This is a genomic window from Bradyrhizobium sp. 197 (genome assembly GCF_023073375.1).
Lineage (GTDB): Bacteria > Pseudomonadota > Alphaproteobacteria > Rhizobiales > Xanthobacteraceae > Bradyrhizobium.
In genome coordinates this window covers 1-24062 of sequence record NZ_JADPJJ010000071.1, presented here as the reverse complement: position 1 = coordinate 24062, position 24062 = coordinate 1, and the positions used below count along the sequence as shown (strand labels likewise).

Annotated in this window: 23 protein-coding genes and 1 pseudogene; 6 read left to right on the top strand and 18 right to left on the bottom strand. The window is 64.7% G+C overall.

Annotation, left to right across the window (positions count from 1 at the left end; genetic code table 11):
* Positions 1-25: 25 nt before the first annotated feature.
* From IVB27_RS16095 to flgB, 10 genes and pseudogenes are all read right to left on the bottom strand, one after another.
* Positions 26-733 (bottom strand): glutathione S-transferase, encoded by a 708-nt coding sequence (locus IVB27_RS16095; protein ID WP_247444421.1) that lies wholly within the window; start codon positions 731-733, stop codon positions 26-28.
* A 77-nt stretch (positions 734-810) separates the two neighbouring features.
* Positions 811-1053: pseudogene (locus IVB27_RS16090) on the bottom strand (lectin); the annotation flags it as partial.
* A 138-nt stretch (positions 1054-1191) separates the two neighbouring features.
* Positions 1192-2196, bottom strand: a complete 1005-nt coding sequence (locus tag IVB27_RS16085) for a Tim44 domain-containing protein (protein WP_247444420.1) — start codon at positions 2194-2196, stop codon at positions 1192-1194.
* A 191-nt stretch (positions 2197-2387) separates the two neighbouring features.
* Positions 2388-4970, bottom strand: a complete 2583-nt coding sequence (gene cckA, locus IVB27_RS16080; protein ID WP_247444419.1) for a cell cycle histidine kinase CckA — start codon at positions 4968-4970, stop codon at positions 2388-2390.
* A gap of 154 nt (positions 4971-5124) precedes the next feature.
* Complete coding sequence (flhB, locus tag IVB27_RS16075) at positions 5125-6204, bottom strand: flagellar biosynthesis protein FlhB (RefSeq protein WP_247444418.1); 1080 nt, start codon at positions 6202-6204, stop codon at positions 5125-5127.
* An 11-nt stretch (positions 6205-6215) separates the two neighbouring features.
* Positions 6216-6986 (bottom strand): flagellar biosynthetic protein FliR, encoded by a 771-nt coding sequence (gene fliR, locus IVB27_RS16070; RefSeq protein WP_247351941.1) that lies wholly within the window; start codon positions 6984-6986, stop codon positions 6216-6218.
* Positions 6987-7003: 17 nt separating this feature from the next.
* Positions 7004-7267 carry a flagellar biosynthesis protein FliQ gene (fliQ, locus tag IVB27_RS16065; RefSeq protein WP_129268713.1) on the bottom strand — a complete coding sequence of 88 codons (264 nt, stop codon included), beginning with the start codon at positions 7265-7267 and terminating at the stop codon, positions 7004-7006.
* A gap of 134 nt (positions 7268-7401) precedes the next feature.
* Positions 7402-7710, bottom strand: a complete 309-nt coding sequence (fliE, locus tag IVB27_RS16060) for a flagellar hook-basal body complex protein FliE (RefSeq protein ID WP_007612285.1) — start codon at positions 7708-7710, stop codon at positions 7402-7404.
* 16 nt (positions 7711-7726) lie between these two features.
* Entirely contained in the window at positions 7727-8152 is a 426-nt protein-coding gene (gene flgC, locus IVB27_RS16055; protein WP_027567607.1) for a flagellar basal body rod protein FlgC, read from the bottom strand.
* Between the two features lie 75 nt (positions 8153-8227).
* Positions 8228-8632, bottom strand: coding sequence for a flagellar basal body rod protein FlgB (gene flgB, locus IVB27_RS16050; RefSeq protein WP_247351945.1), 405 nt, complete (start codon positions 8630-8632; stop codon positions 8228-8230).
* 347 nt (positions 8633-8979) lie between these two features.
* Between flgB and IVB27_RS16045 the strand changes: the two genes are divergently transcribed.
* On the top strand, positions 8980-9936 hold the full coding sequence (locus tag IVB27_RS16045) for a flagellar biosynthetic protein FliO (protein WP_247444417.1): 957 nt from the start codon (positions 8980-8982) through the stop codon (positions 9934-9936).
* Positions 9933-10691 (top strand): flagellar type III secretion system pore protein FliP, encoded by a 759-nt coding sequence (gene fliP, locus IVB27_RS16040; RefSeq protein ID WP_247444416.1) that lies wholly within the window; start codon positions 9933-9935, stop codon positions 10689-10691. The genes IVB27_RS16045 and fliP overlap by 4 nt, the downstream gene beginning before the upstream one ends.
* Positions 10692-10760: 69 nt before the next feature.
* Here the strand turns inward: fliP and IVB27_RS16035 are convergent, their stop codons facing one another.
* The 6 genes from IVB27_RS16035 to fliL all read right to left on the bottom strand — a co-directional run bounded on the left by IVB27_RS16035 (position 10761) and on the right by fliL (position 18475).
* Positions 10761-14450, bottom strand: a complete 3690-nt coding sequence (locus IVB27_RS16035; RefSeq protein ID WP_247444415.1) for a tetratricopeptide repeat protein — start codon at positions 14448-14450, stop codon at positions 10761-10763.
* Between the two features lie 263 nt (positions 14451-14713).
* Positions 14714-14911: a hypothetical protein gene (locus IVB27_RS16030; RefSeq protein WP_247444414.1), complete on the bottom strand. Its 198-nt coding sequence runs from the start codon at positions 14909-14911 to the stop codon at positions 14714-14716.
* Positions 14912-15559: 648 nt separating this feature from the next.
* Positions 15560-16309, bottom strand: coding sequence for a MotE family protein (locus IVB27_RS16025; protein ID WP_247444413.1), 750 nt, complete (start codon positions 16307-16309; stop codon positions 15560-15562).
* Between the two features lie 9 nt (positions 16310-16318).
* A complete protein-coding gene (locus IVB27_RS16020; RefSeq protein WP_247351954.1) occupies positions 16319-16765 on the bottom strand; it encodes a DUF6468 domain-containing protein in 447 nt (148 codons plus the stop codon).
* Positions 16762-17964, bottom strand: a complete 1203-nt coding sequence (gene fliM / locus IVB27_RS16015; protein ID WP_247351956.1) for a flagellar motor switch protein FliM — start codon at positions 17962-17964, stop codon at positions 16762-16764. The genes IVB27_RS16020 and fliM overlap by 4 nt, the downstream gene beginning before the upstream one ends.
* A gap of 19 nt (positions 17965-17983) precedes the next feature.
* Positions 17984-18475, bottom strand: a complete 492-nt coding sequence (fliL, locus tag IVB27_RS16010; protein WP_247351957.1) for a flagellar basal body-associated protein FliL — start codon at positions 18473-18475, stop codon at positions 17984-17986.
* 381 nt (positions 18476-18856) lie between these two features.
* On the opposite strand from fliL, the gene flgF reads away from it, so the two are divergent.
* From flgF to flgH, 4 genes are read left to right on the top strand one after another with little or no spacing between them, the layout of a single operon-like run.
* Positions 18857-19618, top strand: a complete 762-nt coding sequence (gene flgF / locus IVB27_RS16005; RefSeq protein WP_247351958.1) for a flagellar basal-body rod protein FlgF — start codon at positions 18857-18859, stop codon at positions 19616-19618.
* 16 nt (positions 19619-19634) lie between these two features.
* Positions 19635-20423 carry a flagellar basal-body rod protein FlgG gene (gene flgG / locus IVB27_RS16000; RefSeq protein WP_211397591.1) on the top strand — a complete coding sequence of 263 codons (789 nt, stop codon included), beginning with the start codon at positions 19635-19637 and terminating at the stop codon, positions 20421-20423.
* 10 nt (positions 20424-20433) lie between these two features.
* The gene (gene flgA, locus IVB27_RS15995; protein ID WP_247444412.1) at positions 20434-21570 is read left to right on the top strand and encodes a flagellar basal body P-ring formation chaperone FlgA; all 1137 of its coding nucleotides are present in this window, start codon (positions 20434-20436) and stop codon (positions 21568-21570) included.
* A 3-nt stretch (positions 21571-21573) separates the two neighbouring features.
* A complete protein-coding gene (gene flgH / locus IVB27_RS15990) occupies positions 21574-22338 on the top strand; it encodes a flagellar basal body L-ring protein FlgH (protein ID WP_247351962.1) in 765 nt (254 codons plus the stop codon).
* A 274-nt stretch (positions 22339-22612) separates the two neighbouring features.
* Here flgH and IVB27_RS15985 read toward each other — a convergent pair whose 3' ends face one another.
* Both IVB27_RS15985 and IVB27_RS15980 read right to left on the bottom strand, forming a co-directional pair.
* Complete coding sequence (locus IVB27_RS15985) at positions 22613-22939, bottom strand: helix-turn-helix domain-containing transcriptional regulator (RefSeq protein ID WP_247444411.1); 327 nt, start codon at positions 22937-22939, stop codon at positions 22613-22615.
* A gap of 4 nt (positions 22940-22943) precedes the next feature.
* Positions 22944-23267: a type II toxin-antitoxin system RelE/ParE family toxin gene (locus IVB27_RS15980; RefSeq protein ID WP_456664581.1), complete on the bottom strand. Its 324-nt coding sequence runs from the start codon at positions 23265-23267 to the stop codon at positions 22944-22946.
* Between the last annotated feature and the right edge of the window lie 795 nt (positions 23268-24062).

The following is a 24062-nucleotide window of genomic DNA, read 5'->3' as shown; positions in this document are numbered from 1 at the left end:
TGCCGCCAGCCTCCCTCCGGACCGGCTAACCATCCAACTCGCGGTAGCGGCGGAAGATGCCCTGCTCGTTGAAGGGAATACGGCGCTCGCTTTCGAGATAAGCCTTGATGTTCGGCCGCGCGGCGACCCGATCGCGCAGGCCGACGAGGCCCGGGATATCTTTCTCGAACGCCTTCATGCGCTTCGGGAACGCGTAGCGCAGGCCGTCGACGATCTGAAACAGCGAGAGATCGACATAGGTCAGCTTGCGGCCAGTGATATAGGCGCCGCCATTGCCGGCGAAAAGGTCTTCGAAATAGCCGAGATATTTCGGCACGCGCTCGCCCCAGAAATCCGCCGTGCGCTTCTTCGCCGTCGGCTTTTGGTCTTCGTAATAGAGCGAGGGTCCGAGCGGATGATGGGTGTCGTGAATCTCGACCACAAGGTCGGTGATCGTGAGCTGAAGCTGATGCAGCCAGAGTTGGCCGGCCTCCGTCTTCGGGGCGAGGGCGTGGCGGGCGCCGAGATAGAGCAGGATGTTGGCGGTCTGGCCGACGATGAGTTTTCCCGCTTTGAGAAACGGCGGCGCAAAGGGCGGCGTGCCCTTGTGCGCGTCCATCATCTTCATCATCGCAGCCGTGCCGTGCGGACCGCGCGCCACGTCGACGTAGGTCGCCCCCGCCTCTTCCAGCGCCAGCCGCACATATTCGCCGCGGCCCTGGATCTCGGGCCAATAGTAGAGTTCGTACTTCATGGGACGGATCCGTGATTGCGTTGCGGCGAGTGTAACACGCAACCACGAACGCCATGACGGGGAGAGAGTTCCGCGTCTCAATTCGCCGCGAAGCAATACAGCAGGCGGTCGGCGCCGGTGCTCTTCAGATCGGCCGGCGAGCAGCCGCCATCGGGGCCGTGCGAGGAATGCGAGCTGTTCCGCGATTTCGATGGCTTGCCATCGCGCAGGCCTTGACGATCGGCGTGGCCGACGACCGTCGCGCCTTGCGTGCTCGACGTCCAGTTCTTGCAGATATTGTCGTCACCCGCGGGAAATCCCGTGCCGTCAGCTTGCGAACCGTGAGGATGTTTATCGTTGGCCGCCAGACTTCAACCCGAGGCGCGCCCGCTTATTCCGGTTCCGCGATACGAGACGTCCCAAAAGAAAAAGGCGCCGTGCAAGAAGCACGACGCCCTGGCTTTTCATGTCGTCTGCGATCAGTTGGTCTGCTGGATCGCCGACAATTCCCAGCCGCTGCCCGGGCGTCGGGCAAAGGTCCAGACTTCGGTGGCCTCGCCCGGCTGCTCGCTGCCGGCGACAATCGCGCCGGTGTTGCGGTCGAGCGTCTTGTCCGTGAGCGCGAAGCGCAGCGCCACTGTCGCGTAGTCGGTCTCGCCTTCGCGCCAGGATTCCGCGAGGTCGCCCTGCAACAGCTTCACATCGCTGACCTTGTTGACGACGTTGCGCCCGCGGTTCTGGCCGAGGTCCTGCTCGAAATAGGAGACCATTTCCGGCGTCGCGAGCGTGTGCAGCTTGGCCACGTCCTCGTTGGACCAAGCGGCCTGGACGTCGCCGAGCAGACGCTCGAACGCCTCATAGTCCGCCGGCTTGATCTCGAGCGGCGCGTTGTTGGCGCCAAAGCCGAAGCCACTGCCAAGACCACTGCCCAGACCACTGCGGGAGTTCGTATCCGGTCCCGGGCCGGCACCGGCATTCGCGTTGGCATAGGCGGCCTGCGGCGTGTGGCGGCGCTGCCACCACGACATCGCCAGCCGCACCACGACCACCACCAGCACGATCTGGATGATCAGGCCCAGGATCGAGGACAGGCCGCCAAGGCCGCCGAACAGGCCACCGCCGAACAGCATGCCGAGCAGGCCCGCGCCGAGGAAGCCGGCCGCAAGGCCGCCCAGGAAGCCACCGCCGCGGCCGAACAGGCCGCCGCGCGCAGGCGCGGTTGCGGCCGAATTCATGCCTGCACCGGGCTGGGTGTAGGTGCGGTTGAACTGCGACGTCGAACCCGGCGCGGTCGTGGTCGACGGCGGGGCCGAATAGGTCCGCGCGCCGCGCGACCCCGACGACATGCCGCCGCCGACGCGCGCGTCGGCTGACGAGATCGCCAGCGCGGTCGGCAGCGCAAGCGCCAGCACGACAGCGATCGTCTTGAAGAGACTGCGGGAGCGTTGTGAGAACTTCATGTGCGTTTCCCAAATCCCCGGCATGGGGACGTATCCTTAAGATGGGCAGACTTCCCGAAAAGTGAAGATGGTTTCGGAACTTATGGCTGCGGCCCTCAGTCGCGGGGATGTGGCAAAAGCCCATATTTGGCGGGCGCTTGGCCGGGTGTGCGAGGGACTGCGGTCACGGGTTACCGGCGGCTTGGAGGGGAGAATTCCGCTTTTTCCTCAAAGCCTCACCCCGCCTTCGCCATCGTCTCCTTCACGGCCGCCACGAGCTGGCTGAGCGTGAACGGCTTTGGCAGGAAGTCGAACTGCTGGCCTTGGGGCAGGCTCTTCTCGAACGCGTCCTCGGCGTAGCCGGAGACGAAGATGAACTTGATGTCGGGATTCTTCTCGCGCATCGCCTTGAGCAGGGTCGGGCCGTCCATCTCCGGCATCACGACATCGGAGACGACGAGATCGATGCCGCCGCTCTGCTCTTCCAGCAACTCCATGGCCTCGACGCCATTCTCGGCCTCGACCACGGTGTAGCCGCGCGAGCGCAGGCCGCGTGCGTTGAGCGCGCGCAGGCCCTCTTCGTCCTCGACCAGGAGGATGGTGCCCTGTCCGGTGAGATCGGTGCGGGGCTTGGCTTCCGCCGCAAGCCCGGCCTCCTTCGCGGCCCCATTGGTGGCGCCAACGACCGCCGTCGGCTGCTCGACCTGCTCTTCAGGCTCGGCGTGATGACGTGGCAGGAAGATGTGGAACGAGGTGCCCTGCCCCGGCTCGGAGTCCACGTAAATGAAGCCGCCGGTCTGCTTGACGATGCCGTAGACGGTGGAGAGCCCGAGGCCGGTACCCTTGCCGACTTCCTTGGTCGAGAAGAACGGCTCGAAGATCTTGTCGCGGATGTCGGCGGGAATGCCGGTGCCGGTGTCGGCGACCTCGATCCGCACATAGTCCGCGGCCGGCATGCCCTTGTAGGCGAGCCTGGCGGCTTCCTCTGTGGTGACGTTGGCGGTGCGGATGATCAGCTTGCCGCCTTCCGGCATGGCGTCGCGCGCGTTGACCGCGAGATTGACGACCACCTGTTCGAACTGGGAGACGTCGACCTTGACCGGCCAGAGATCGCGGCCGTGGATGGTCTCCTGCTTGACCTTCTCGCCGATCAGGCGGCGCAGCAGCATCGCGAGGTCGGAAAGTGCGTCGCCGAGATCGAGCACCTGCGGCCGCAGCGTCTGCCGCCGCGAGAACGCCAGCAACTGCCGCACCAGCGTGGCGGCGCGCGTCGCGTTCTGCTTGATCTGCATGATATCCTGGAACGACGGATCGGTCGGCTTGTGCGCGTTCAGCAGGAAGTCGTTCGCCATCATGATGGCGGAGAGCACGTTGTTGAAGTCGTGAGCGATGCCGCCGGCGAGTTGGCCGACCGTCTCCATCTTCTGCGACTGGTTGATCTGGTTCTCCAGCGCGCGCCGCTCGGTGGTCTCGAGCATGTGCACGATGGCGGCTTCGGCGTCGTTCTCGGCCGCGTCCACCGGCGTAACGAAGAACTGGCCCCAGCGCTCCTTGGTGCCTTCGAGCGCGACTTCGACCGGCGCGACGTCGGCCTGTCCCTCCGCGGCCTGGTTGATGGCCGCGATCAAAAGGTGCCGGTCGCGCGAACTGACCGCGCGGAAGATCGACTTGCTGGCGCTGTCGAGCCCCAGCGCCTGCCCGAGCTTGGCGTAGCGCGCATTGGAGCGCACGACGTTGCCGCCGCGGTCCACCGTCGCAATCGCCATCGGCGTATGGTCGAAGAAGCGCATGAAGCGCACTTCGGCGGCGCGGTCCGGATCGCTGCGCTCATCGCGGGCACGGCTGATCACCAGCGTGCGCGACGGCCCCGGCGCACCGTCGGCGCCGAAGGCGAGCTTGTGATAGAGCCGCACCGGCATGGTCTTGCCGGTGCGCATGCGCAAGTCGATGTCGAAGACTTCGGTCTTCACCTCGCCCGGCACCGCCACGATCGCGGTGAGCAGCGAAGCGCCGTCGCCGGAGACGATGTCGGTGAGCTTCAGCCCGCCCGAGCCGATCTCGGCGAGGTCGTGGTCGAGCCAGTTCGCCAGCGTCGCGTTGACATAAGCGAGCTCGCCGGCCGGATTGACCGAGAAGAAGCCGCAAGGCGCGTGATCGAGATATTCGATCGCGTGCTGGAGTTCCTGGAACACGTCCTCCTGGCGCTCGCGGTCGCGGGTGATGTCGGCGATCGACCACACCGCGTATTTCGTCTCGCGCTTTCCCGTGCCAAGGGGCCGCACCCGCATGCGCAGCCAGCGGCCCTGGCTGCCGTCCTGGCCGGAGATCCGCACCTCTTCCTGCTGCCGCTTGCCTTCGCGCGCGGCTTTCAACAGGCGGAACACGGCTTCGGAGACGTCGGGGTTGCCGATGAAGACGCGCTCGACGGGGCGCACCTCCTGCGGGCCGGTGGCGCCGGTCAGCGTCAGATAGGCGGCGTTGGAATAGACCACGTGGCCGCGCGGGTCGGTCACGGCCAGGCCATCGAAGGCGTGATCGGCGATGCGCCCCATCACGGGATCATCGAGATTGCGGTCCACGAAGCGGATGATGCCGGCTGCAAAGGCAAATAGGTTGAACAGGCCGACCATCGCCAGCACGGCGAGGATGCCGAGGATATAGGGCTGCGCCTGCGCGCGCCCAAGCGTCATCAGCCCGATAGCGACGGCGACGAGGCCGGCGGCCACCAGCAGCACCAGCGCAATGCTGCCCGAGCGCGGCGACGGTTCGGGCGCCGCAACGGGCTCGCGTGTGAGGTCGTGGTCGGTCTCAGCAGTCATCTCAAGCTGGCGCAGCCTGTCGGCAGAGAATCAACGCGCTACAGGGCGCGTGGGGTCCTCCCTGCCTGAATCGGACCCGCAGGCGCAAGGGCAGCAGGGGCGAAAGGTACGCTGATTCCCAGATTACGGCCATTTCCAGTACTTTTCAGGGGTTTTATTGCCGGCTGGCGCCGAATCCGCTCTTCAGACGCATGACGTAGCCGATGACTTCGGCGACTGCATGGTAGTGCTCGGTCGGGATTTCCTGGTCGATCTCGACGGTGGCGTAGAGCGCGCGGGCGAGCGGCACGTTCTCGACGATCGGGATGTCGTGCTCGCGCGCGATCTCCCGGATCTTGAAAGCGAGGTTGTCGACGCCCTTGGCGACGCAGATCGGCGCCGACATGCCGCGCTCGTAGGACAGCGCGATCGAATAGTGGGTCGGGTTGGTGATGATCACGGAGGCCTTGGGAACCGCCGCCATCATGCGCTTCTTGGAGCGCTGCTGGCGCAGCTGCCTGAGCTTGCCCTTGATGTGCGGGTCGCCTTCGGACTGCTTGAACTCTTCCTTGATCTCCTGGAGCGACATCTTCTGCCGCTGGAACCAGCTGCGATACTGGAAGAAATAGTCGCCAATGGCGATGATCGCGAGCGCCGCGACCACCGCGCCGAGCAGATGAATGGTCAGGCTGGTGGTGGCGCCGAGCATGGCGGCCGGATCGAGCCTGACCATCGCCTCCATACGATGCCGCTCCGGCCACAGGATCGTGGTCATGACCGCGCCGAGCACGATCAGTTTGCCCAGACCCTTGAGGAAGTTCGCAGCCGCTTGCTTGCCGAAGATGCGCTTGAGGCCTTCGGCGGGCGACAGCTTGCTGAACTTGGGCTTGAGGGATTCGGCCGACCACACCAGGCGGTGCTGCAGCATGTTGCCCGCAATTGCCGCCAGCACCAGCATCAGCAGCGGCACGCCGACCGCCGCGAGCACCGCGACTTCGATCTGCTGCATCAGGGCGAGCAGAGCCCGGCCGTCGGTCTTGATCATCCAGGAATTGGCAAGCAGGTTGCGCATCGGCGTCATCAGCCCGCTGCCGACCGAGCCTGAGAAGCTCGATACCACAAGCGTCGCGCCCGCGATCATGAACCAGGTGTTGATCTCCTGGCTCTTGGCGACGTCACCGCGTTCGAGCGCATCTTCGAGACGTTTTTGCGTCGGGTCTTCTGTTTGACTCTCTGGATCGTCGTCTTCCGCCATCGATCACCCGGTCACTTGAGTGGCATCATCTGGTGCATGACACCGATGAAATAGTCGAGATAGGTGCCCATCATCGCCGTGAGCACCACGGCGAGCACCAGGAAACCGGCGAAGATCGACAGCGGCACGCCGACGAAATAGACCTGCATCTGCGGCATCAGCCGCGCCAGCACGCCAAGCCCGATGTTGAAGACGAGGCCGAACACCAGGAACGGGCCGGAAAGCTGCAAACCCAAGCGGAATGCGGCGGCGAAGGCGCGCGTCGCCAGCGCGGCGACATCGCCGCTCGACACGGTCTCGCCCGGCGCGAAGATCGCGTAGCTGTCGTTCAGCGCCGCGATCACCAGATGATGGCTGTCGGTGGCGAACAGCAGCGTCACCCCCAGTATTGTCAGGAAGTTGCCGACCAGCACGCCCTGTTGTCCCTGCGTCGGATCGACCGAGGTGACGAAACCGAGCCCCATCTGCTGCGCGATCACGGCACCGGCAACCTGGAGCGCCGACAACGTCACCCGCGCGGTCGCCCCCAGCACGATGCCGATCACGATCTCATGCAGCATCAGGACGAGCAGCGCCGCGATCGATTCCATGTCGACGTGGTAGGCGCTCCGATGCAGCGGCAGGATGATCAGCGTGAGCAGCAGCGCGATCGACAGCTTGATCCGCGTCGGGATATTGGTCTCGCCCAGGCCCGGCAACAGCATCACCATCGCGCCGACCCGGGCGAAGGCGAGCATGAAGGAGGCGGCAAGCGCCGGCAGCAGCGAGACGTCGATGCGCATGACCGGCGCATTGTGCCTCAGCCGCCGATGATTCGCGACGATATCCGCAGCATGTGGGAATGCAGTGCGTCGGCCATGAACGGCAGCGCCAGCAGCATTGTGGCAAAGATCGCCAAAATCTTCGGCACGTAGATCAGCGTCTGCTCCTGGATCTGCGTCAGCGCCTGGAACAGCGACACGACGACGCCGACCACGAGCCCCACGATCATCAGGGGCGACGACACGATCACGATGGTCCAGATCGCATCACGCGCGACGTCGAGGGTTTCCGGTCCGGTCATTGCAAACTTCCTTTGTTCAAGTCTCATCTCCGCGCCCCGCGGTGATCGAACGCCCGCTCCCCGTCATTGCGAGCGCAGCGAAGCAATCCAGGCTGCCGCCCTGGAAAGATTCGCAATGACGACGGAGGTCGAAATCAGATCGGCATCTTCATGATGTCTTCATAGGCCGCGATCACACGGTCGCGGACGGAGACCAGCGTGGACACCGCGACGTCGGTGTCCGCGACCGCCGTCACCACGTCCATCACGTTGGCCTTGCCGGCGGCCATCGCCACCGTCTGCGCATCGGATTTGCGGCCGGACTCCAGGACGCTGCCGACGGTGTCTTTCAGAAGCGAGGCAAAGGACTGCCCGCTCGGCTCGCTGCCCTTGCCGGCACCGCTGTTCTCCAGCACGCGGGCGAGGTTTGCATAGGCGTTGGCGGCAATTGTCGGTGTTGCCATGGCTCAAATGTCCTGTTCAGCTCTTGAGGATGTCGAGGGTGCGCTGGATCATCCGGCGCGTCGCACTGATGATGTTGAGATTGGCCTCGTAGGACCGCTGCGCGTCGCGCATGTCGGTCATCTCGACCACCGAGTTCACGTTGGGATATTTGACGTTGCCGGTCGCATCCGCCGCCGGATTGTTCGGCTCGTATTTGGTGCGGAAGTTCGACTGGTCGGGCTTGATCCGGCCGAGGGTGACGACCTGCGCGTCGAGCGTGCGGTCGAGCGCGGAGGAGAAAGTCGGCACCTTGCGCCGGTAGGGATCGCCGCCGGCACTCTGCGACGTCGAATCCGCGTTCGCGATGTTCTCCGAGATCACCCGCATGCGCCCAGCCTGCGCCCGCAGGCCGGAGGTCGCGATCGCCATCGAGCGGGCAAAGTCGCTGCTGTCATTCGCCATGATGCGCTTCCTCTAGCTCTCTTTTTTGAGCATGATCTGGTCGGAAAACCGCTGCGCACTTTTCCGGATCATGCTCTAGCCTTTGCCGATCGCGGTCTTGAGCAGATGCAGGCTCTTCGAATAGAGCGAGGTCGCCGCCGCATAATCCATCTGGTTGCTGGCGGCCTTCATCATCTCCTCTTCGAGATTGACGGCGTTGCCCGCGGGACGGGTCTCAAAACCCGCATTCTTGTTCTGGTCGAATCCGGAGGCCCCGCCTGATGGCGCGATGTGGGAACCGCTGGTGCGGGTGAGCGCCAGGGGGCCCATCGAACCCGTGACGGCGCCGGCCTTGTCCAGTTTCGGCTCGACCAGGTCGCGTGGCCGGAATTTGGGCGTGTCGGAATTGGAGACGTTTTCGGACAGGACGCGCTGGCGCTCCTGGTGCCATTGCATCTTGGTGCGAAGCGCCGACAGCACCGGAAGATCGTTGATGGACATCGTTGCGGCTCCTTCCGCCTCACGGACCAAGTCCGAAGCTAGGCAGAATTTGCCGCGTGTATGGTTAACAGCTGGTTAAGGACGTCACAGGCAGATGTCCCCCGCCGGAACACGAATGCGCGCCCCCGTGATTCTACGCCTTCCAAAACGGCATTAACCCAACCCCTTGGCGGCGCGTGCACAGGCCAAGAAGTCGTTTTGGATCGAGCGATTCATAGGTTATTAAGAGTTGGGGACGGCAAAACTTGCCGTGGGACGTTAAGAAATCGCAGTTTGGGGCATCGTATGCCGGTGGTTGGCGCATCTGACCACGGGCACGAGAGAAGCGCCATTTGTCGGGGACAAGTATGCAAGGCAGCCCTATCACCTTCATCGTCGCGTTCATCGTCGTTCTGGCGTTGATCGGCGTCGCTGCATGGCTGGTTCGCCGATTCGCCACCAGCCGGCTCGGCGCCAACACCCAGCGCGGCCGCATGCCCCGGCTCGCCGTGATCGATGCCGCCGCGGTCGACGGCCGCCGCCGCCTCGTGCTGGTCCGGCGTGACAATGTCGAGCATCTGCTGATGATCGGCGGCCCCACCGACATCGTCGTCGAGCCCAACATCGTGCGCGCAGCGCCCGGCCGCGACCAGCTCCCGCAGCGTCCCAATGCCGCCGAGCCGCCGCGTCTTGCGCCAATGCCTGATACCAGCGGCTGGGCCGACGAAGCACCGCGGCCCGAACTGCTCGATCATCCCGAACCGCAGATGCCCGAGCCGCCGCCGCGGCCCGCGCGCCCGTCCTTCGCCGACGAAGTGCGCCGGCCCGCTCCCGCCATGGCCGAACGCCGCAACGAGCCGCCGCGGGGCGGCTTCATGTCCGAGCCGCTCGCGCCGCGCCCCGAGCGCGAGCTGCGTCCCGAACCTATTCCGCCGCGCGTTGCCCGCAACGAACCCCCTCTGATGCCGCGTCCGCCGCGCCAGAGCGAGCCCGTGAAGGTGCCTCCCGAGCGCGCAGCCGCGCCGCCGCCTCCTCCGCCTGTGCCGCAGGCTCCGCCCGTTCCGCCGCCGGCGCCCGCTCCTGCGGCGCCATCGAGCGCCGAGCAGAATCTCGCCGAGATGGCGCAGCGGCTCGAAGCTGCGCTGCGCCGCCCTGCCGGCGAGACGGTTGCCCCTCCGGTCGCGCCGGAGTCCCCGCGTGCGGCCCGCAGCGAACCGCCGGCACCACCGGCCTCACCCGTAAAGCCGCCCCCGGAAAAGACCAGCTTTGAAAATCTCGAAGACGAAATGGCCTCGCTGCTTGGCCGTCCAAAGCCGTCTTCGTGAGGCTGCCGGCCCTCCCGCGTAGAGTTGTTTTTCTTTCTGTCCTGATCGGCGCGGCATCGCTCGCGATGCCGGCGCATGCGCAGGACATCAGCATCAATCTCGGCGGCAGTCCGGGCGGCGGCGGCGTCACCGAGCGTGCGATTCAGCTGATCGCGCTGCTGACGGTGCTGTCGATCGCACCGTCGATCCTGATCATGATGACGTCGTTCACGCGCATCGTGGTCGTGCTGTCGCTGCTGCGCACCGCGATGGGCACGGCGACCGCTCCGCCGAACTCGGTGATCATCGCGCTGGCGATGTTCCTTACCTTCTTCGTGATGGGACCGGTGTTGCAGAAATCCTACGACGAGGGCATCCGCCCGCTCGTCGCCAATCAGCTCAGCGTCGAGGACGCGCTTCAGCGCGCCTCCGTTCCCCTGCGCGGCTTCATGCAGAAGAACGTGCGCGAGAAGGACCTCAAGCTGTTCCTGGATCTCTCCGGCGAGCCGCCACCCGCCACCCCCGACGAACTCGGCTTACGCATCCTGGTCCCCGCCTTCATGATCTCCGAGCTGAAGCGCGCCTTCGAGATCGGCTTCCTGCTGTTCCTCCCCTTCCTGATCATCGACCTCGTCGTCGCCTCCGTGCTGATGTCGATGGGCATGATGATGCTGCCGCCGGCAACCATCTCGCTGCCGTTCAAGCTGATCTTCTTCGTGCTGGTCGACGGCTGGTCGCTGGTAGCGGGAAGCCTTGTGCAGAGCTACGGGGGGTAATCTCCACCGCCGGCATGCCCGCGAAGGTTGCCGCTTCGCGCGGCACCTGTCGAGAGGGTAGCGGGGTTCCTAACGCGTCATCTTGATCTGCCGCACGACGGGGATCGTGGGCAGCGAGCCGGTGTGGTCGGACTCGTCCTTGGCCTGCGGCGAGGCCGGCGCGCGGGCGGTGGCGTCGGGGAAGCGCTGCTTCATCTCGCGCAGGAAGCCGTCGAGCGTGTCGACGCTGGCAGCCAGCTTGGCGATCTCCGCGAATTCGGCGCTGGAGGCGCCGGACGGCTTGCTCGCGATGTCGAAGGCGAGCCGATCGGCACTCTCGCTCATCAGCGGCGCGTATTTCTCGCGGAAGCGCGACACGCCGATCGAGTCGTCAGCCAGCGCATAACCGACGGCAGCGCGAATGATGTCGCTTTTCTCCACCGTGTTGAGCGGCTTGAAGTCACGGAAACGCTCGCCGTAGTAGAGCTCGATCTGCTCGGCGGATTCACGCCAGCGCCGCGCGGCCCAGAAGATGTCGGAGCGCAAGCGCAGCACTTCGCGTCCCGAGACGTTGGAGACGATGTCGAGCGCGAGATCGTGGCGGCCGACGTCGCTCTGCGCGCGCGCCTCCAGCAGCAGGCGCTGCTGCCTGAGCTCGCCGGAGAGGTCGCTGATGCGGCTCGCGCGCAGCGCCGTAATCGCCATGTCGGGTCTGCGGTTGGCGAGATAGATCATGGAGAGGCGCGCGGCAACTTGTGCACGCGCCGCGCCTTCGAGGCGGTGGTCGACCTGGTATTGCAGGAGCTCGGCGGCCTGGTCGAGCAGATCGATCGAGGCGAGACGGTCGGCGAGGCGTCGGATCAGTTCGTCGCCGCGGCGGCCGATCGGCGTCAGCTCGCGGAACTCGTAGAACATCCCGAGCGCTTCGACCGGCGGCAGCTCGTCGCCCTTGGGCCCCAGGAAGATCTGCGTGAACAGGTCGGAGGCGAGGTCCTGCGCCTGCCGCGAGGCTTCCGCGTTCGGCTGCAGCTTCGTCGCGGTACGCGCCGCGGTGAGCGCGTCCCGGTAGCGCCCGCTCTCCGAATAGATCTGCGACAGCATCTGAAGCGTCTTGACCTCGGTGGAGTCGCCGCGCCAGGTCATCGAGAGCGTCTCGAGCTCGCGCAGCGCGTCCTCCTTGCTGATCTCGTCGCGCTTCTGTCGCAGCGCGACCTCGAGCTGCTTGGCCTCGGCCGCGGCCGGCCGGTCGGTCGAGCCGACTGCGAACTTGTAGTCGTCGAGCGCGTCCTTGTCGTGGCCGAGCGCCTCGGCGAGCCGGCCGCGCAGCACGGCGAAGCCGGGAGCGGCCTCGGGCGGGACGCCGACCACCTCGAGCTCGCTGCGGCGCTTGGAGGCGCCGGCATAGTCCTTCACCTCGAGCGAAGCGCGCATCGCCTCCATCGTCACGATGCGCTGGATGTCGAGCGGCAGCGAGGCGATGGCGAATTCGACGTTCTTGAATTTCTCCCGCGCATCGGCCCATTTGCCCTGACGCGCATAGGCGAGCGCCTTCCAGAGCTGGGAATCGTGGCTGTTGCCGATGACGGGGTTGGCGAGGTCCTTGAGGCCCTGCGCCGGCCTGCCGATCAGGATGCTTGCGACCGCATGCATGATCAGCGCACCGCTCTCCTCCTTGTTGAGAGGATCAGCCAGCATCAATTCGGTGACGGCCTTGGCCTCGTGATACATCGCGCGCGACATGTAGAATTGCGCGAGGTCGAGCCGCGGCAGCGAACGCAGCGCCGGTTCGACGATGGAGATCGCCGTGATCAGGTCGTTCTGGCGCGCTATGAAGTTTTCCGACTGGCCCTTGCGCCAGCCTTCGGGGTTGAAGATCGGCCGCACTGCGGTCGGGGCGCGCTCGGCCGAGATGTCGACCGGCGACAGCGTCAGCCCGCCCTTCTTGCCGAGGATGACCTTGTCCGCCCCGACCTCGACGGCGACCTCGTCGGAATTCGGTCGGATCGCGATGCCGTGCGCGGATTCCAGTAACGCGAGATCGACCAGGTCCTGCCGCTTGATGAAGCCGCGCACCGGACGTTGCGCGGTGACGACATAGAGCGTGTCGCCGGCGTCGGGATCGGTGAGCTTGTGCAGAAGGCCCGGATTGGCGAAGGGGATCGCGATGTTGGCAAGCGCGGGGTCGGTGATGTTGCGCGACATCATCAGCGGCAGCGGCGTCGCCTGGATCTTGTCGGCGAGGGTCAGGAGCCAGTTGGTCTCCTTGCCGACCTCCTCGCTCGTCAGCGAATAGACCAGCGGCCGGGTGAGACGGATACGCACCGCCTGTCCCTTGTCGAGCGGGATGCGGCCGACGTCGCCGATCATCGCACCGCCCTTGGTGCGGATCGCTTCGACGTCGATCGGCTTCGGCGTATCGAACACCAGCCAGACAGTGTCGCCACGTCGGAACGCCGCCGCAGGCGTTGCGACCTGAAGTGGGAAAGTCACGCGCAGGCCGTCGCTGTCGCGGCGGGCATCGACGCTGGCAACAGTGGGCTGCGGCGCGGCAGGCGCCTCTGCCGGCGCAGCCTTGACGGCTTCCTTGACCGGATCCTTCGCAGTCTCCTTGGCGGCTTCCTTCACGACCTCTTTGGGCGCTTCGGCCATGACGGGCCTGGCAGGCGCAGCGTCCGCCGCTTCGGCCGCGGGAGCCGGCGCCGATTTCGGTGCTTCAACGGGCGGCATGGCGGGCGGCGCTTCCGGCTTCACCTCGGGCTTGACATCGATCTTGGCTTCGCGCGCGATCGCCTCGGACGTCGGCGGTGCGATCTCGCGATGGGCGTCCTTCGGCTTCTCGGCCGCCGGCTTTTCAGGCGCAGGCGCAGGTCCGTGGGCGGCAGGCCTGGCCTGCGCGATCGCGGCCTCGGCCGTCGCGGCGATCTTGCCCTTGTCCGGCTGGAAGGAAATGTCGACGACGTAGTTCTTGTCGTCGCGGAATGAATGCACGTCGGAATCGCCGATCAGCGCGATCTCGACACTGGTCTGGTCGATGTCGGCCTTCTGCTTGATCGAGGCGACGTTCGGCGGCGCTGCGACGACCGCGTCCGCCAGATCGAAATTGAGGTTGGCGTTGAAGGCGAGCGTCAGCTTCTGCTCGTTGAGCACGGAGGACACGCCCACGCCGTCGGGCATCTCGAACACGAAACGGACGAAGGTCGGCTGCACCGAGGCGCGCACGCGGATCTGCGGACGCTTCTTGCTCTCGGCCGCGGCGCGCTGAGCGCGCAGGGCCCGTTCGGCGACGCGCGCGCGCTCGGCGAGTTCCTTGACCACGTCCATGGGCAGGCTCGGCGGCGGTCCCTTCCAACCCTCCGGCAAGAGGTCGATGAAGGTGCGTTCGCCGGCATTCATGGTGTTGACGGTGACGCGCCGCGCCAGCGACAGGCGGATGGCGCCGCCGTCGGGATCGCGGCGGGCGGAGTTGACGTAGTCGGGCGCGCCTTCCGGGACGCGATCGACGGGAACATCGACCGTCCGGTCGAAGCGGATAACGAGAATGGAACCGGCCGTCGTCACCTCGGAGGAGACGTCCTCGCCGAGCTTGATCACGAGACGGGCAAAGCCGCCCGCGGCCGAGAAAGTCGCCTCGCCCCTGACGACATCGGCCGCCCGCGACGGTGCGTTGAAGCCGATCAGGAGGCTCGCAGCCAGCAGCGGCGCCACGCGGACGTGACGCGACAGCCCCCGCGCCAAAGCGCGGGCTCGCGACACAAATCCAGCGGCAGCCTCTCGCGCCATTGGCAGTATTTCTTCCGATTCGACGGTCCATGCCGGCACTGGCGCCGGCCCGTGCCATCGACTGTAGGTTTTGCCAATTAAGGACTTGTTAATGCTGTAATGACGACTGATCCGGCGCAGCGTGTCGCGACGCCCTGGATGCGGGCTGAAGCGTTCGCCCTTGCGAATTTGGAGAGCAAGTGGTTAGGGAGGTGTTAACATCCGGCCGTCGCCCGCACCTCGAGGCCCGCGATTGGCGTCGACCGGCGACGCCAATCACGCCTTCAGTGTTGCTTTCCCGCGCAATCCGGCGCCGAGGAGTGCTCCCGCTCGAGACAAGCGTCATCAGAGTCGTCTTCTTCCTCTTGCGGCGGCCATGCATGCTGATGGTCTAGCGCGGACGTCCATGCGAACGTCATCGCGGCGATGAGCAGCCGATTGACGGCTTCGATTGCGCGTTCTGCTACGGACGAGTAATTCATAGCTTCCTCCCGCGCTGCTGATTGCGAATGGCGGAAGCCTAGGACGAACGCTTCAGCGCCACTGTACCCCACTTCACATTTGTGCGCGTCAACTCATCGCAGCCTCAGAAGATGCCGCTTGCTTCGGCTGCATCCGCAACGCGAGTCGCATCGCTCCGTGCGGCAAGAAAGTCAACTCGCGGCGATCACCCCACTCCCAGGCGTGTTTGATCTGTGTGCTTGGTTGCCGATTATGCGCGCACAACCCCAAAGGTGTTGCGGTCCATCAACGACTCTGAATCAATGTGATCACGGCGATGCGAATTCGATTGGTCGACTTTTGGGGGGCAATCAATGAGCGGAGAAGCCAACTGCATTGTATGCAGCCGGACAAGAACGGTCGTAGCCGTCTTTCCAATCGCGCGGGGCTATGCCCTCAAGGTATACGAGTGCTCCTGCTGCCACAGCACCTTGCATCTCGTGACTCGAATGACGAAGGCTGCGCTGATCAAGCAGCACTGCGAGACCCTCCTTCCCGTCGAGAAACCGTTGAGCTCGGCCGGTCGCAGGGTTCAACAGCGGCACGCAAGCTAGACACGCAAGGCGTCTAGCCGCGTGCTGGCCGAACGGCCGCGCGACGACGCGCAGGTTGCCGCGCCTCTTGAGCCCTCAATTCGGCTTTTGCGTCGGCTTGCCGTCGATCTTGGGCAGATCGCCGGCCGAGGCGGACTGATCGCCGCCGCCGTTGGCCCGGCGGGCCATCTCGACCGTCAGCCGCTCGGCGGCCTCTGGCGACATCAGTCCCATGATGTCCGACATCTTTCGCGGCGCGATCTGCGAGGCGATCTCGATCAGCACGCCCATCTCCAGGCGGTCGAACACGCGCGCGGCATCCTTGGGCTTCATGCCCTCATACATGGTCACGAGGCTCTTCATGCGCTGGGCTTCGGCGGCCTTCTGCTCGGCCTGGGTCGCGGAGATGCGGGTTTCCACCGCCTTCATCTCCTCGACCTTGTTTTCGATGCGCTTCTCGGCGGATTTCAACAGGCTCTCGCGGATGTCGATCTCGCGCTGGCGGGCCTCGATTTCCTGGCGGCGCGACTGCAAGCGTTCCAGGATTGCGCGCTCCGAGGCCGAGATCTGCGGCTGGGCTTCCTCCACCTTGACCACGGTGCCTTCGGGCTTGGTCTCGGGCGCGGCCGGCTTCGGCGCGCCGTGGGTCGAGCCCGTAATGTCGGGGTCCTCGCGGCTGCTCGGAAAGTTCAGATTCTCCTGCGCCCAGGATTTTTTGACCTGGTTCGGCTTGTAGTCGAAGACATAGCCGCCATTGAGCACGAGGCCCGCGACCTTCAGCGTGGCGAGGCCAGCGACGGCAACCAGCACGATCGGGATGACGCGGATGTTGCGAAAGGACTTCATACCCTGACTTTATGCGGCAAGACCGTTGGACCGTCGGCGCTCGGAGAAGGCTTCGGCCGCAGCCGCCACCGCCTTCGCCGACGAGGGCTTGGCTGCGGGCGCGGCGACCATATCCGGGTTCGTCATGGGACGCGCGGCGATCGCGATCTTGGACAGGCGCCGTACCACGTTGTCGGCTTCACCGAGCTGCTTGTAGAGCTGTTCGGACATCTGCGTCGCCGCCACAAGCTGGCTGCCGAGGTTCTCGTTGACGTCGCGCACGGCGAGCTTCAGCCCGCCGATCGCGCGCTCGGCGATCTCGGTTGCGGTGATCAGCTCGCCGATGACCGCCTTCAGCGAATGCTCGTCCGCCTTCAGCCGCGTCAGCCGCTTGTTGAGCATCACGCAGTAGAAGATGGTCAGCATCAGCAGGATAGCCACCAGCGTCTCGATCGCCATTCCCAGGGAGTGGTTCATGGGGCCTCCATCATCTTGTTCTGCTCGTCGACCTTTTCGAACATCGCAAGTGTCGTACTTGGCTTGCGCAGGGGTTTCGTCACCCGAATCGCGACGCGATCGCCGACCCGGCCCATGCGTCCTTCGGTGATCGTGACGTCGCCGCAGCGAACAGTGACGTTGGCATCCGCGCGCATGTCCAGCGGCAGTGTGTCGCCGACCTTCAGCCGCATCAGCTGCTTGAGCGGAATGTCGGCTTCGTAGAGCACGGCGTCGACGGAGATCTCGGCCTGGACGATCTCGGTGGCGAAATGGCCTTCCCAGACCTGGTCGCGGCCGAACTTTTCGCCCATGAACATCTGGAGCAGGACGCCCCGGATCGGCTCGATGGTCGCGTAGGGCAGCAAGAGCTCGATGTTGCCGCCGCGATCTTCCATGTCGATGCGCAGGCGCACCAGGATCGCGGCGTTGGCAGGCCGGCTGATCGCGGCGAAACGCGGATTGGTCTCGAGCCGGTCGATCGTGAAGGTCACCGGCGACAGCGGCCGGAACGCCTGTTCGGCATCGGCCATGACCACCTCGACCAGCCGCTTGACCAACTCTGTCTCGATCGTGGTGTAGGGCCGGCCCTCGATGCGGAGCTGGCTCGAGCCGCGGCGGCCGCCGAGCAGCACGTCGATCATCGAGTAGATCAGGCTGGAATCGACCACCGCCATGCCGAAATTGTCCCACTCCTCGGCCTTGAAGACGGTGAGGACGGCGGGCAGCGGGATCGAGTTCATGTAGTCGCCGAAGCGCACCGAGGTGATGCGGTCGAGCGAGACTTCGACGTTGTCGGAGGTGAAATTGCGCAAGGATGTCGTCAGCAACCGCACCAGGCGGTCGAAGACGATTTCGAGCATCGGCAGACGCTCGTAGGAGACCATCGCCGAATCGATGATGGCGCGAATGCCGGAATGATCGTCGAGTGTGACGTCGCCGGCTGTGAAGCCGAGGAGGTTGTCGATCTCCTCCTGCGACAGCACCCGCTCGCCGGAATTCTTGCCGGCGCCGAGATCGCGGCTGCCGTCCTCGACCATGGCCGCCCATTGCAGGGCCATGGTCTCGGATAGTTCGTTTTCGGCAGCAGCCTTCGCGGCCTCGGCGGGATCCTCGGAATCGAGCGAGGCCTCCCATTGGGCGGCAATTGCATCCTGGTCCGGTTGGTCGGTGCCTGCCATGATCCCTAGACCGTCATGCTCACTGGATCACGACTTCCTTGAACAGCACCGCGCTGACCTGGACCGGGGCTACCGCCGCGTTGACGCGCTTGGTCAGCTCTTCCTTGAGACGGAAGACGCCGGCGGAGCCATTGAGGTCGGAGGAGCGCAGCTCGCGCACATAGGTCTGGAAGATGTCGGTGATGCGCGGCATCGTCGGCTTGATCGCCTCGATCTGCTTCTCTTCCTTCAGCTCCAGCACGATCTTGAGCTTCAGATATTGCACGCGCTCGCCCGGCGCACCGGCGAGGTTGACCATGATGTCGGGAACGTCGACGAAAGCCGGCGGCTTCGGCGGGGGCGCCGCCTCGGCGTGATGCTCGTCGTCGCCGTGACGGAAAAAGAAGAACCAGGTCGCGGCACCGCCGCCGAGGACCGCGAGCAGGCCCACGGCCATGACGATGATCTTGAGCTTGTTCTTCGGTGGAGCGGCTTCCGCGCCTGAACCGCCTTCCGCTTCATTCTCTGCCATGATCGCCGCGCTCGTTCATTTCTCAAAGGCATCGAAAGAGCGAAGCTCCTGGCAGACAGTGACGCGATACAAATGCCCCAGCGCAGTGCGCTCCTCTTATGTGCAAACGCTACGGTAATAATGGTTAACGGAACCTTTCGATTGGGCTCCCACTAGGAAAAATCTGCCGGGCAAACATGGCTAACAGTTCCTTTCTGCCGCCTCCCCGCGCCCTCAGAAAATAGATAAACGATTGAATTTACGTAATTTTCCCGGTTGGCACGACTTTCGCTAAGAAAGGGCCGAGACCTAAGGTTTGGGAGAACCCGAGGTCTCGTTCACGGGATCGGCCAAGGCGCTTGGGAGAGCGAGCTGGCGGATCTCACTCAGGGGAGATTTCCGATGCAGAACGCGCTTCTGATCGGCTTGTCACGGCAGATGACGTTGGAACGGCAGATGGATGTCGTCGCCAACAACGTCGCCAACGCCAATACCAACGGCTTCAAGGCCGACCATTCGTTGTTCGAGGAGTACCTCAACTCGAACGCGCGTGAGGACAATTTCGCCGGCTCCGACCGCCGGGTCTCCTATGTGCAGGACCGCGGCACCTTCCGCGACGTCAGCCAGGGGCCGATGGAGCCGACTAAGAATCCGCTCGACATGGCGATCAGCGGCGACGCCTATTTCGCGGTGCAGGCCAATGGCGCCGAGCGCTACACCCGCGACGGCAAATTCTCGCTCAACAGCACCGGCCAGCTCGTCACCTCCGACGGCAACCTCGTGCTCGGCACCGGCGGCCCGATCACCTTCCAGCCGACCGACCACGACATCAACGTCGCCCCCGACGGCACCGTCACAGTGCTTGAGGGCACGGCCAAGAACGACTCGATCCGCGGCAAGATCCGCATGGCCGCGTTCGACGACCCGGCCAAGCTGACCAAGCTCGGCGCCAACCTTTACAGCGCCGGCTCCGCGACCGCGCAGGCCGACACCAAGTCGACCGTGCAGCAGGGCTACGTCGAGAAGTCGAACGTGAACTCGGTCGGTGAGATGAGCCGCATGGTCGAAGTCATGCGCAGCTACACTGCCATCGCCAACCTGCTCCAGCAGCAGAGTGACATGCACAAATCGGCGATCGAGAAACTCGCCGACGTTCCGGCTTGATTGAGGGAGAACTGACATGCAGGCGCTTCACACCGCAGCGACCGGAATGGCGGCACAGGAACTCAACGTTCAGGTGATCTCCAACAACATCGCGAACTTGCGCACCACCGGCTTCAAGAAGCAGACCGCGGCGTTCCAGGACCTGATCTACGAACACGTCCGCCGCGTCGGCGCCCAGTCGTCCGACCAGGGCACCATCCTGCCGGTCGGCGTCGACATCGGCGGCGGCGTCAAGACCGTCGGTACGCCGCGCAGCATGACCCAGGGCACGCTGTCGCAGACCGGCAACGACCTCGACATGGCCATCACGGGCGAAGGTTTCTTCAAGATCCTGATGCCCGACGGCAGCTACCAGTACACCCGCGACGGCACCTTCCAGATGGACAATCAGGGGCGCATCGTCACCGCACAGGGCAACCCGGTGCAGCCGACGATCACGATCCCGAACAACGCCTCGGGCCTCACCATCAACGTGCAGGGCCAGGTCTCGGTGACGCTGCCGGGTTCGTCGACCTCGGCGGTCCAGGGCCAGATCGGCCTGACCCGATTCATCAACAAGGCGGGCCTCCAGCCGGTCGGCAACAATCAGTTCACCGAGACGCCCTCCTCCGGCCCGCCGCAGGACGGCACAGCGACGGCCGAGGGTTTCGGCAACATCACCCAGAGCAGCCTCGAGCAGGCCAATGTCGACGTCGTCTCGGAAATGAGCGACCTGATCGCCGCCCAGCGCGCCTACGAGATGAACGCCAAGGTGATCAGCGCCGCCGACCAGATGATGCAATCGACCACGGCGCTGTTCCGCTGAGGTGATGACCATGATCCGCACCACCCTCGCCACGATCTCCGCTCTCCTCGTGCTGGCGCTGCCTGCACGGGCCGCCGACGATTTCATCGCAACGCCGACGCTGCGCGCGAGCATCTCCGTGACCTCGGACGTGGTGCGGGTCGGCGATCTCATCGACAATGCCGGATCCGCCGCGCTGATCCCGGTCTACCGCTCGCCCGATCTCGGCACCACCGGCGCGCTGCCGGTCGCCCACGTCCTGAGCGTGCTCCGTGCAAAGCAGGTGATCGGCGTGATGACCGGCGACATCAAGGAGGTCCAGGTTACCCGTCTCGCCCGCACGCTGGTGAACAAGGACCTCGAAACCGCGGTCGCCTCGGCGCTCGAGCGCCGCTTCGGACTTGGCGATGCCGCCAACATCACCGTGACGTTCGACCGCGGTGTCGCCGACATGCGGCTGGATGCCTCTAACACCGGCGCGCTGCAGCCGGTCGCAACCCGCTATGACGCCCGCAGCGGCCGCTTCGACATCGCCTTCGAGATCAACAACGACAACAATCCGGCGCCGACCAAGCTGCGCTTTACCGGCAATGCGATCGAAACGGTGGAAGTGGCCGTGCTGACGCGCGACATCGACCGCGCCGATCTCCTGAAGTCCTCCGACGTCGCCGTGGAACGCCGGCCGAAGGCCGAGGTCACCGGTGAGGCCGCCTCGCGCGATCGGACGCTCGGCATGCAGCTCCGCCGACCGATGCGGGCGGGGATGCCGATCCGCGTCGCCGATATCGTCAAGCCGGAATTCGTGCAGCGCGACCAGAACGTCACCGTCATCTACCAGGTCCCCGGGATCTATCTCACCACGCGCGGCAAGGCGATCGAGAGCGGCGCCGAGGGCGACATCATCAGCGTGCTCAACCTGCAGACCAAGCGCACGCTCACAGGCGTGGTCACGGCCCGCGGCCAGGTGACGGTCCAGGGCGCCAGCCAGGCCGCGCCGATGCCGGCCGCGGTCGAGCAAACCTCATCGCTCAAGCGTGACGAAACGCCCGCCCCCACGGCCGCAGCCCTCGCCCAGAGCCTGGTCCAGACCCCGGCGTCCCCGGCCCAGATCGCACAAGCCCAGATCCCGCCAGTTCGCGTCTCGCAAGCTCCAGCCAAGTCAGAGTAAGTCATGTCCAGTTTCAGTTCGGCTTCCCGTCCTCGTCGCATCGCGATTACTGCCCTGCTGCTGGCGACTTGCGCGCTGGCGAGCGGCTGCTCCTCGATCGACCGCCTGTCGCAGATCGGCGAGCAGCCGAAGCTCGCGGCGATCGAAAATCCGACGACGCAGCCCGGCTACAAGCCGGTGCAGATGCCGATGCCGAAGCCGGAAGTCGCCTCCTACAATCCGAACTCGCTGTGGCGCAACGGCAGCCGAGCCTTCTTCAAAGACCAGCGCGCGACCCATGTCGGCGACCTCCTGACCGTCACCGTGAACATCACCGACAAGGCCAACCTCTCCAACGAGACCCAGCGCAGCCGCACCTCCAAGGAAGACTCGGGAATTACCGATTTTATCGGCAGCCAGACGGTCACGCAGCCACTCAAGATCCTGCCGGGTCGGCTTCTCACCACCGACTCGACATCCTCCGCCGATGGCAAGGGCTCGGTCAACCGCCAGGAAGCATTGCAGACCAACGTCGCAGCGGTCGTCACCCAGGTGCTGCCGAACGGCAATCTCGTGGTCGAAGGCAAGCAGGAGATCCGCGTCAACTACGAGATTCGCGAGCTCATCGTCGCCGGCATCGTCCGCCCCGAAGACATCCAGAGCGACAACACCATCGATTCCAGCAAGATCGCGCAGGCCCGCATCGCATACGGCGGCCGCGGCCAGATCATGGACGTGCAGCAACCACGCTACGGCCAACAAGTCATGGACGTGCTGCTGCCCTTCTAGTCTTCTCCCGAGCTCCCACATCTTGTTCGTGAACCTAGGCGCGAACGACGATGTACGACGCGGCCCTCGCTAGCTCCCCTGGCGAGGGCCGCATCTATTTTGGCATGGTTGCGGCCGCAAGAAGCAAGTCAGAGGCGAGAAATTGTAGCGACACCGGCGCCCCAAACTCCGTCATTGCGGGCGCGGCGAAGCAATTCAGAGCGTCCGCGGAAAGATTCTGGATTGCTTTCGTCGCGAAGGGCTCCTCGCAACGATGGAGGCGAGAGCGTGCACATCACGCCACATCCATGACTGCGCGTATCTCCAGATGCACGCCGGTCTCCTCCTGAAGCGCGCGGATCACCGCCACCAAGTTGCCCATTGTTGGGTTTCCGCCGGGCCCGAACATCCGCATCAGGCTCTTCTGCGGACGATCAAGCACCTTGCTCAATCGTTCGAAACCGATGGTGGCATTGATGTAAGTCCGCAGCGCGGTGCGACCGTAATCGGTGTCCCCCTGCAACAGGGTCTGCATCGCCTCCTGAAACAGCGCCTCGCGGAAAGTTGGATCGCGCTCTGCCCGCGCGCGAATGGTCTCTTGAAAACTGTGGGTCAACGGCATCGGGTCATCCCTCATTGCGCTTTCGCACCTTGTAGTCACGCCATCGACGAAGCGCGACGCTGATATCGCTCTGTTGCCTCTGCTTGGTGCCGCCACCCAGGAGGATCACCAGCACGCTGCCGTCCCACCCGAAATAGACCCGGTAGCCGGGGCCGCGGTTGATCTTCAGTTCGGCCGCGCCCTCACCGATCGACTTGACATTCGAGGTATTTCCATCGGCAAGTCGTCCAATTGCCACGGCGACAGCTGCGGCGGCCTGCGCATCGAGCCGGTCATACCAATCCCGAAACGGGATACGACCGTCGATGCTGTATTCCGCGATCTCGATCTTTGGTACCATATTCGTTACCAATTTTCTATTTCAGAATTTTCGGATTTTAAAAACTTATTGTTGACGCGCTCCGATCGCTTCATCATGTTCCCTCTTTGTTCCTTCCACAAGAGGGCGTCTCTCGCGACCGTCACGAAACGAGGGGTGGAATGCGATGGACGCGACGGCGTCGGACGCGAAGAGCTTTGCAGGGCGGGAATCCTTCGATGGTATTCCGTGAGCAGAACCTCTCGCGTGACGGCGTCCCGGTTCGGCTTCGACGGTGAGCGCACGCCAGCCGTCGATGATGCGAGCGGGGATGCGCGCGGACGGAGAAGTCGTGTGGTCCTGACGCCCGGGGTCTGTGCGTCAAGTCTTGTAGTGATGTGTGCTGTCCGACCGGGCACGCGCATCAGCCATCTGCATGGCGACGGGGGCAATAGTGCATCGCTCCCCGGGGAGAGCACGAAGGCAAGGAAGGCCGGGATGTCCCGGCGTCACCTGTGATCCACCCGTGCGCGTTTGATCCGCACACGGGATTGCGGGTGCCAGCCGGCGCCCGGCCTTCCCTGCGCCTTCTTGATCTTCAGGAGGGCGAGACGATTGCAAAACTCGGGCGGAAGATGCCGCGAGGATGTGGTGGTGCATCCGCAATTGCGATGTAAATTGAAAGAACGAAATCGTGCCCCAACCTCCGTCATTGCGAGCGAAGCGGTAACTGCCCAGGTCCGTTTGCTCGGTTAGGCGACGCTGAGTTTGTGGATGAGTTGTGTGGGGCATCGGGACAATGTTTCGAGCATGTTCCATCCGCGC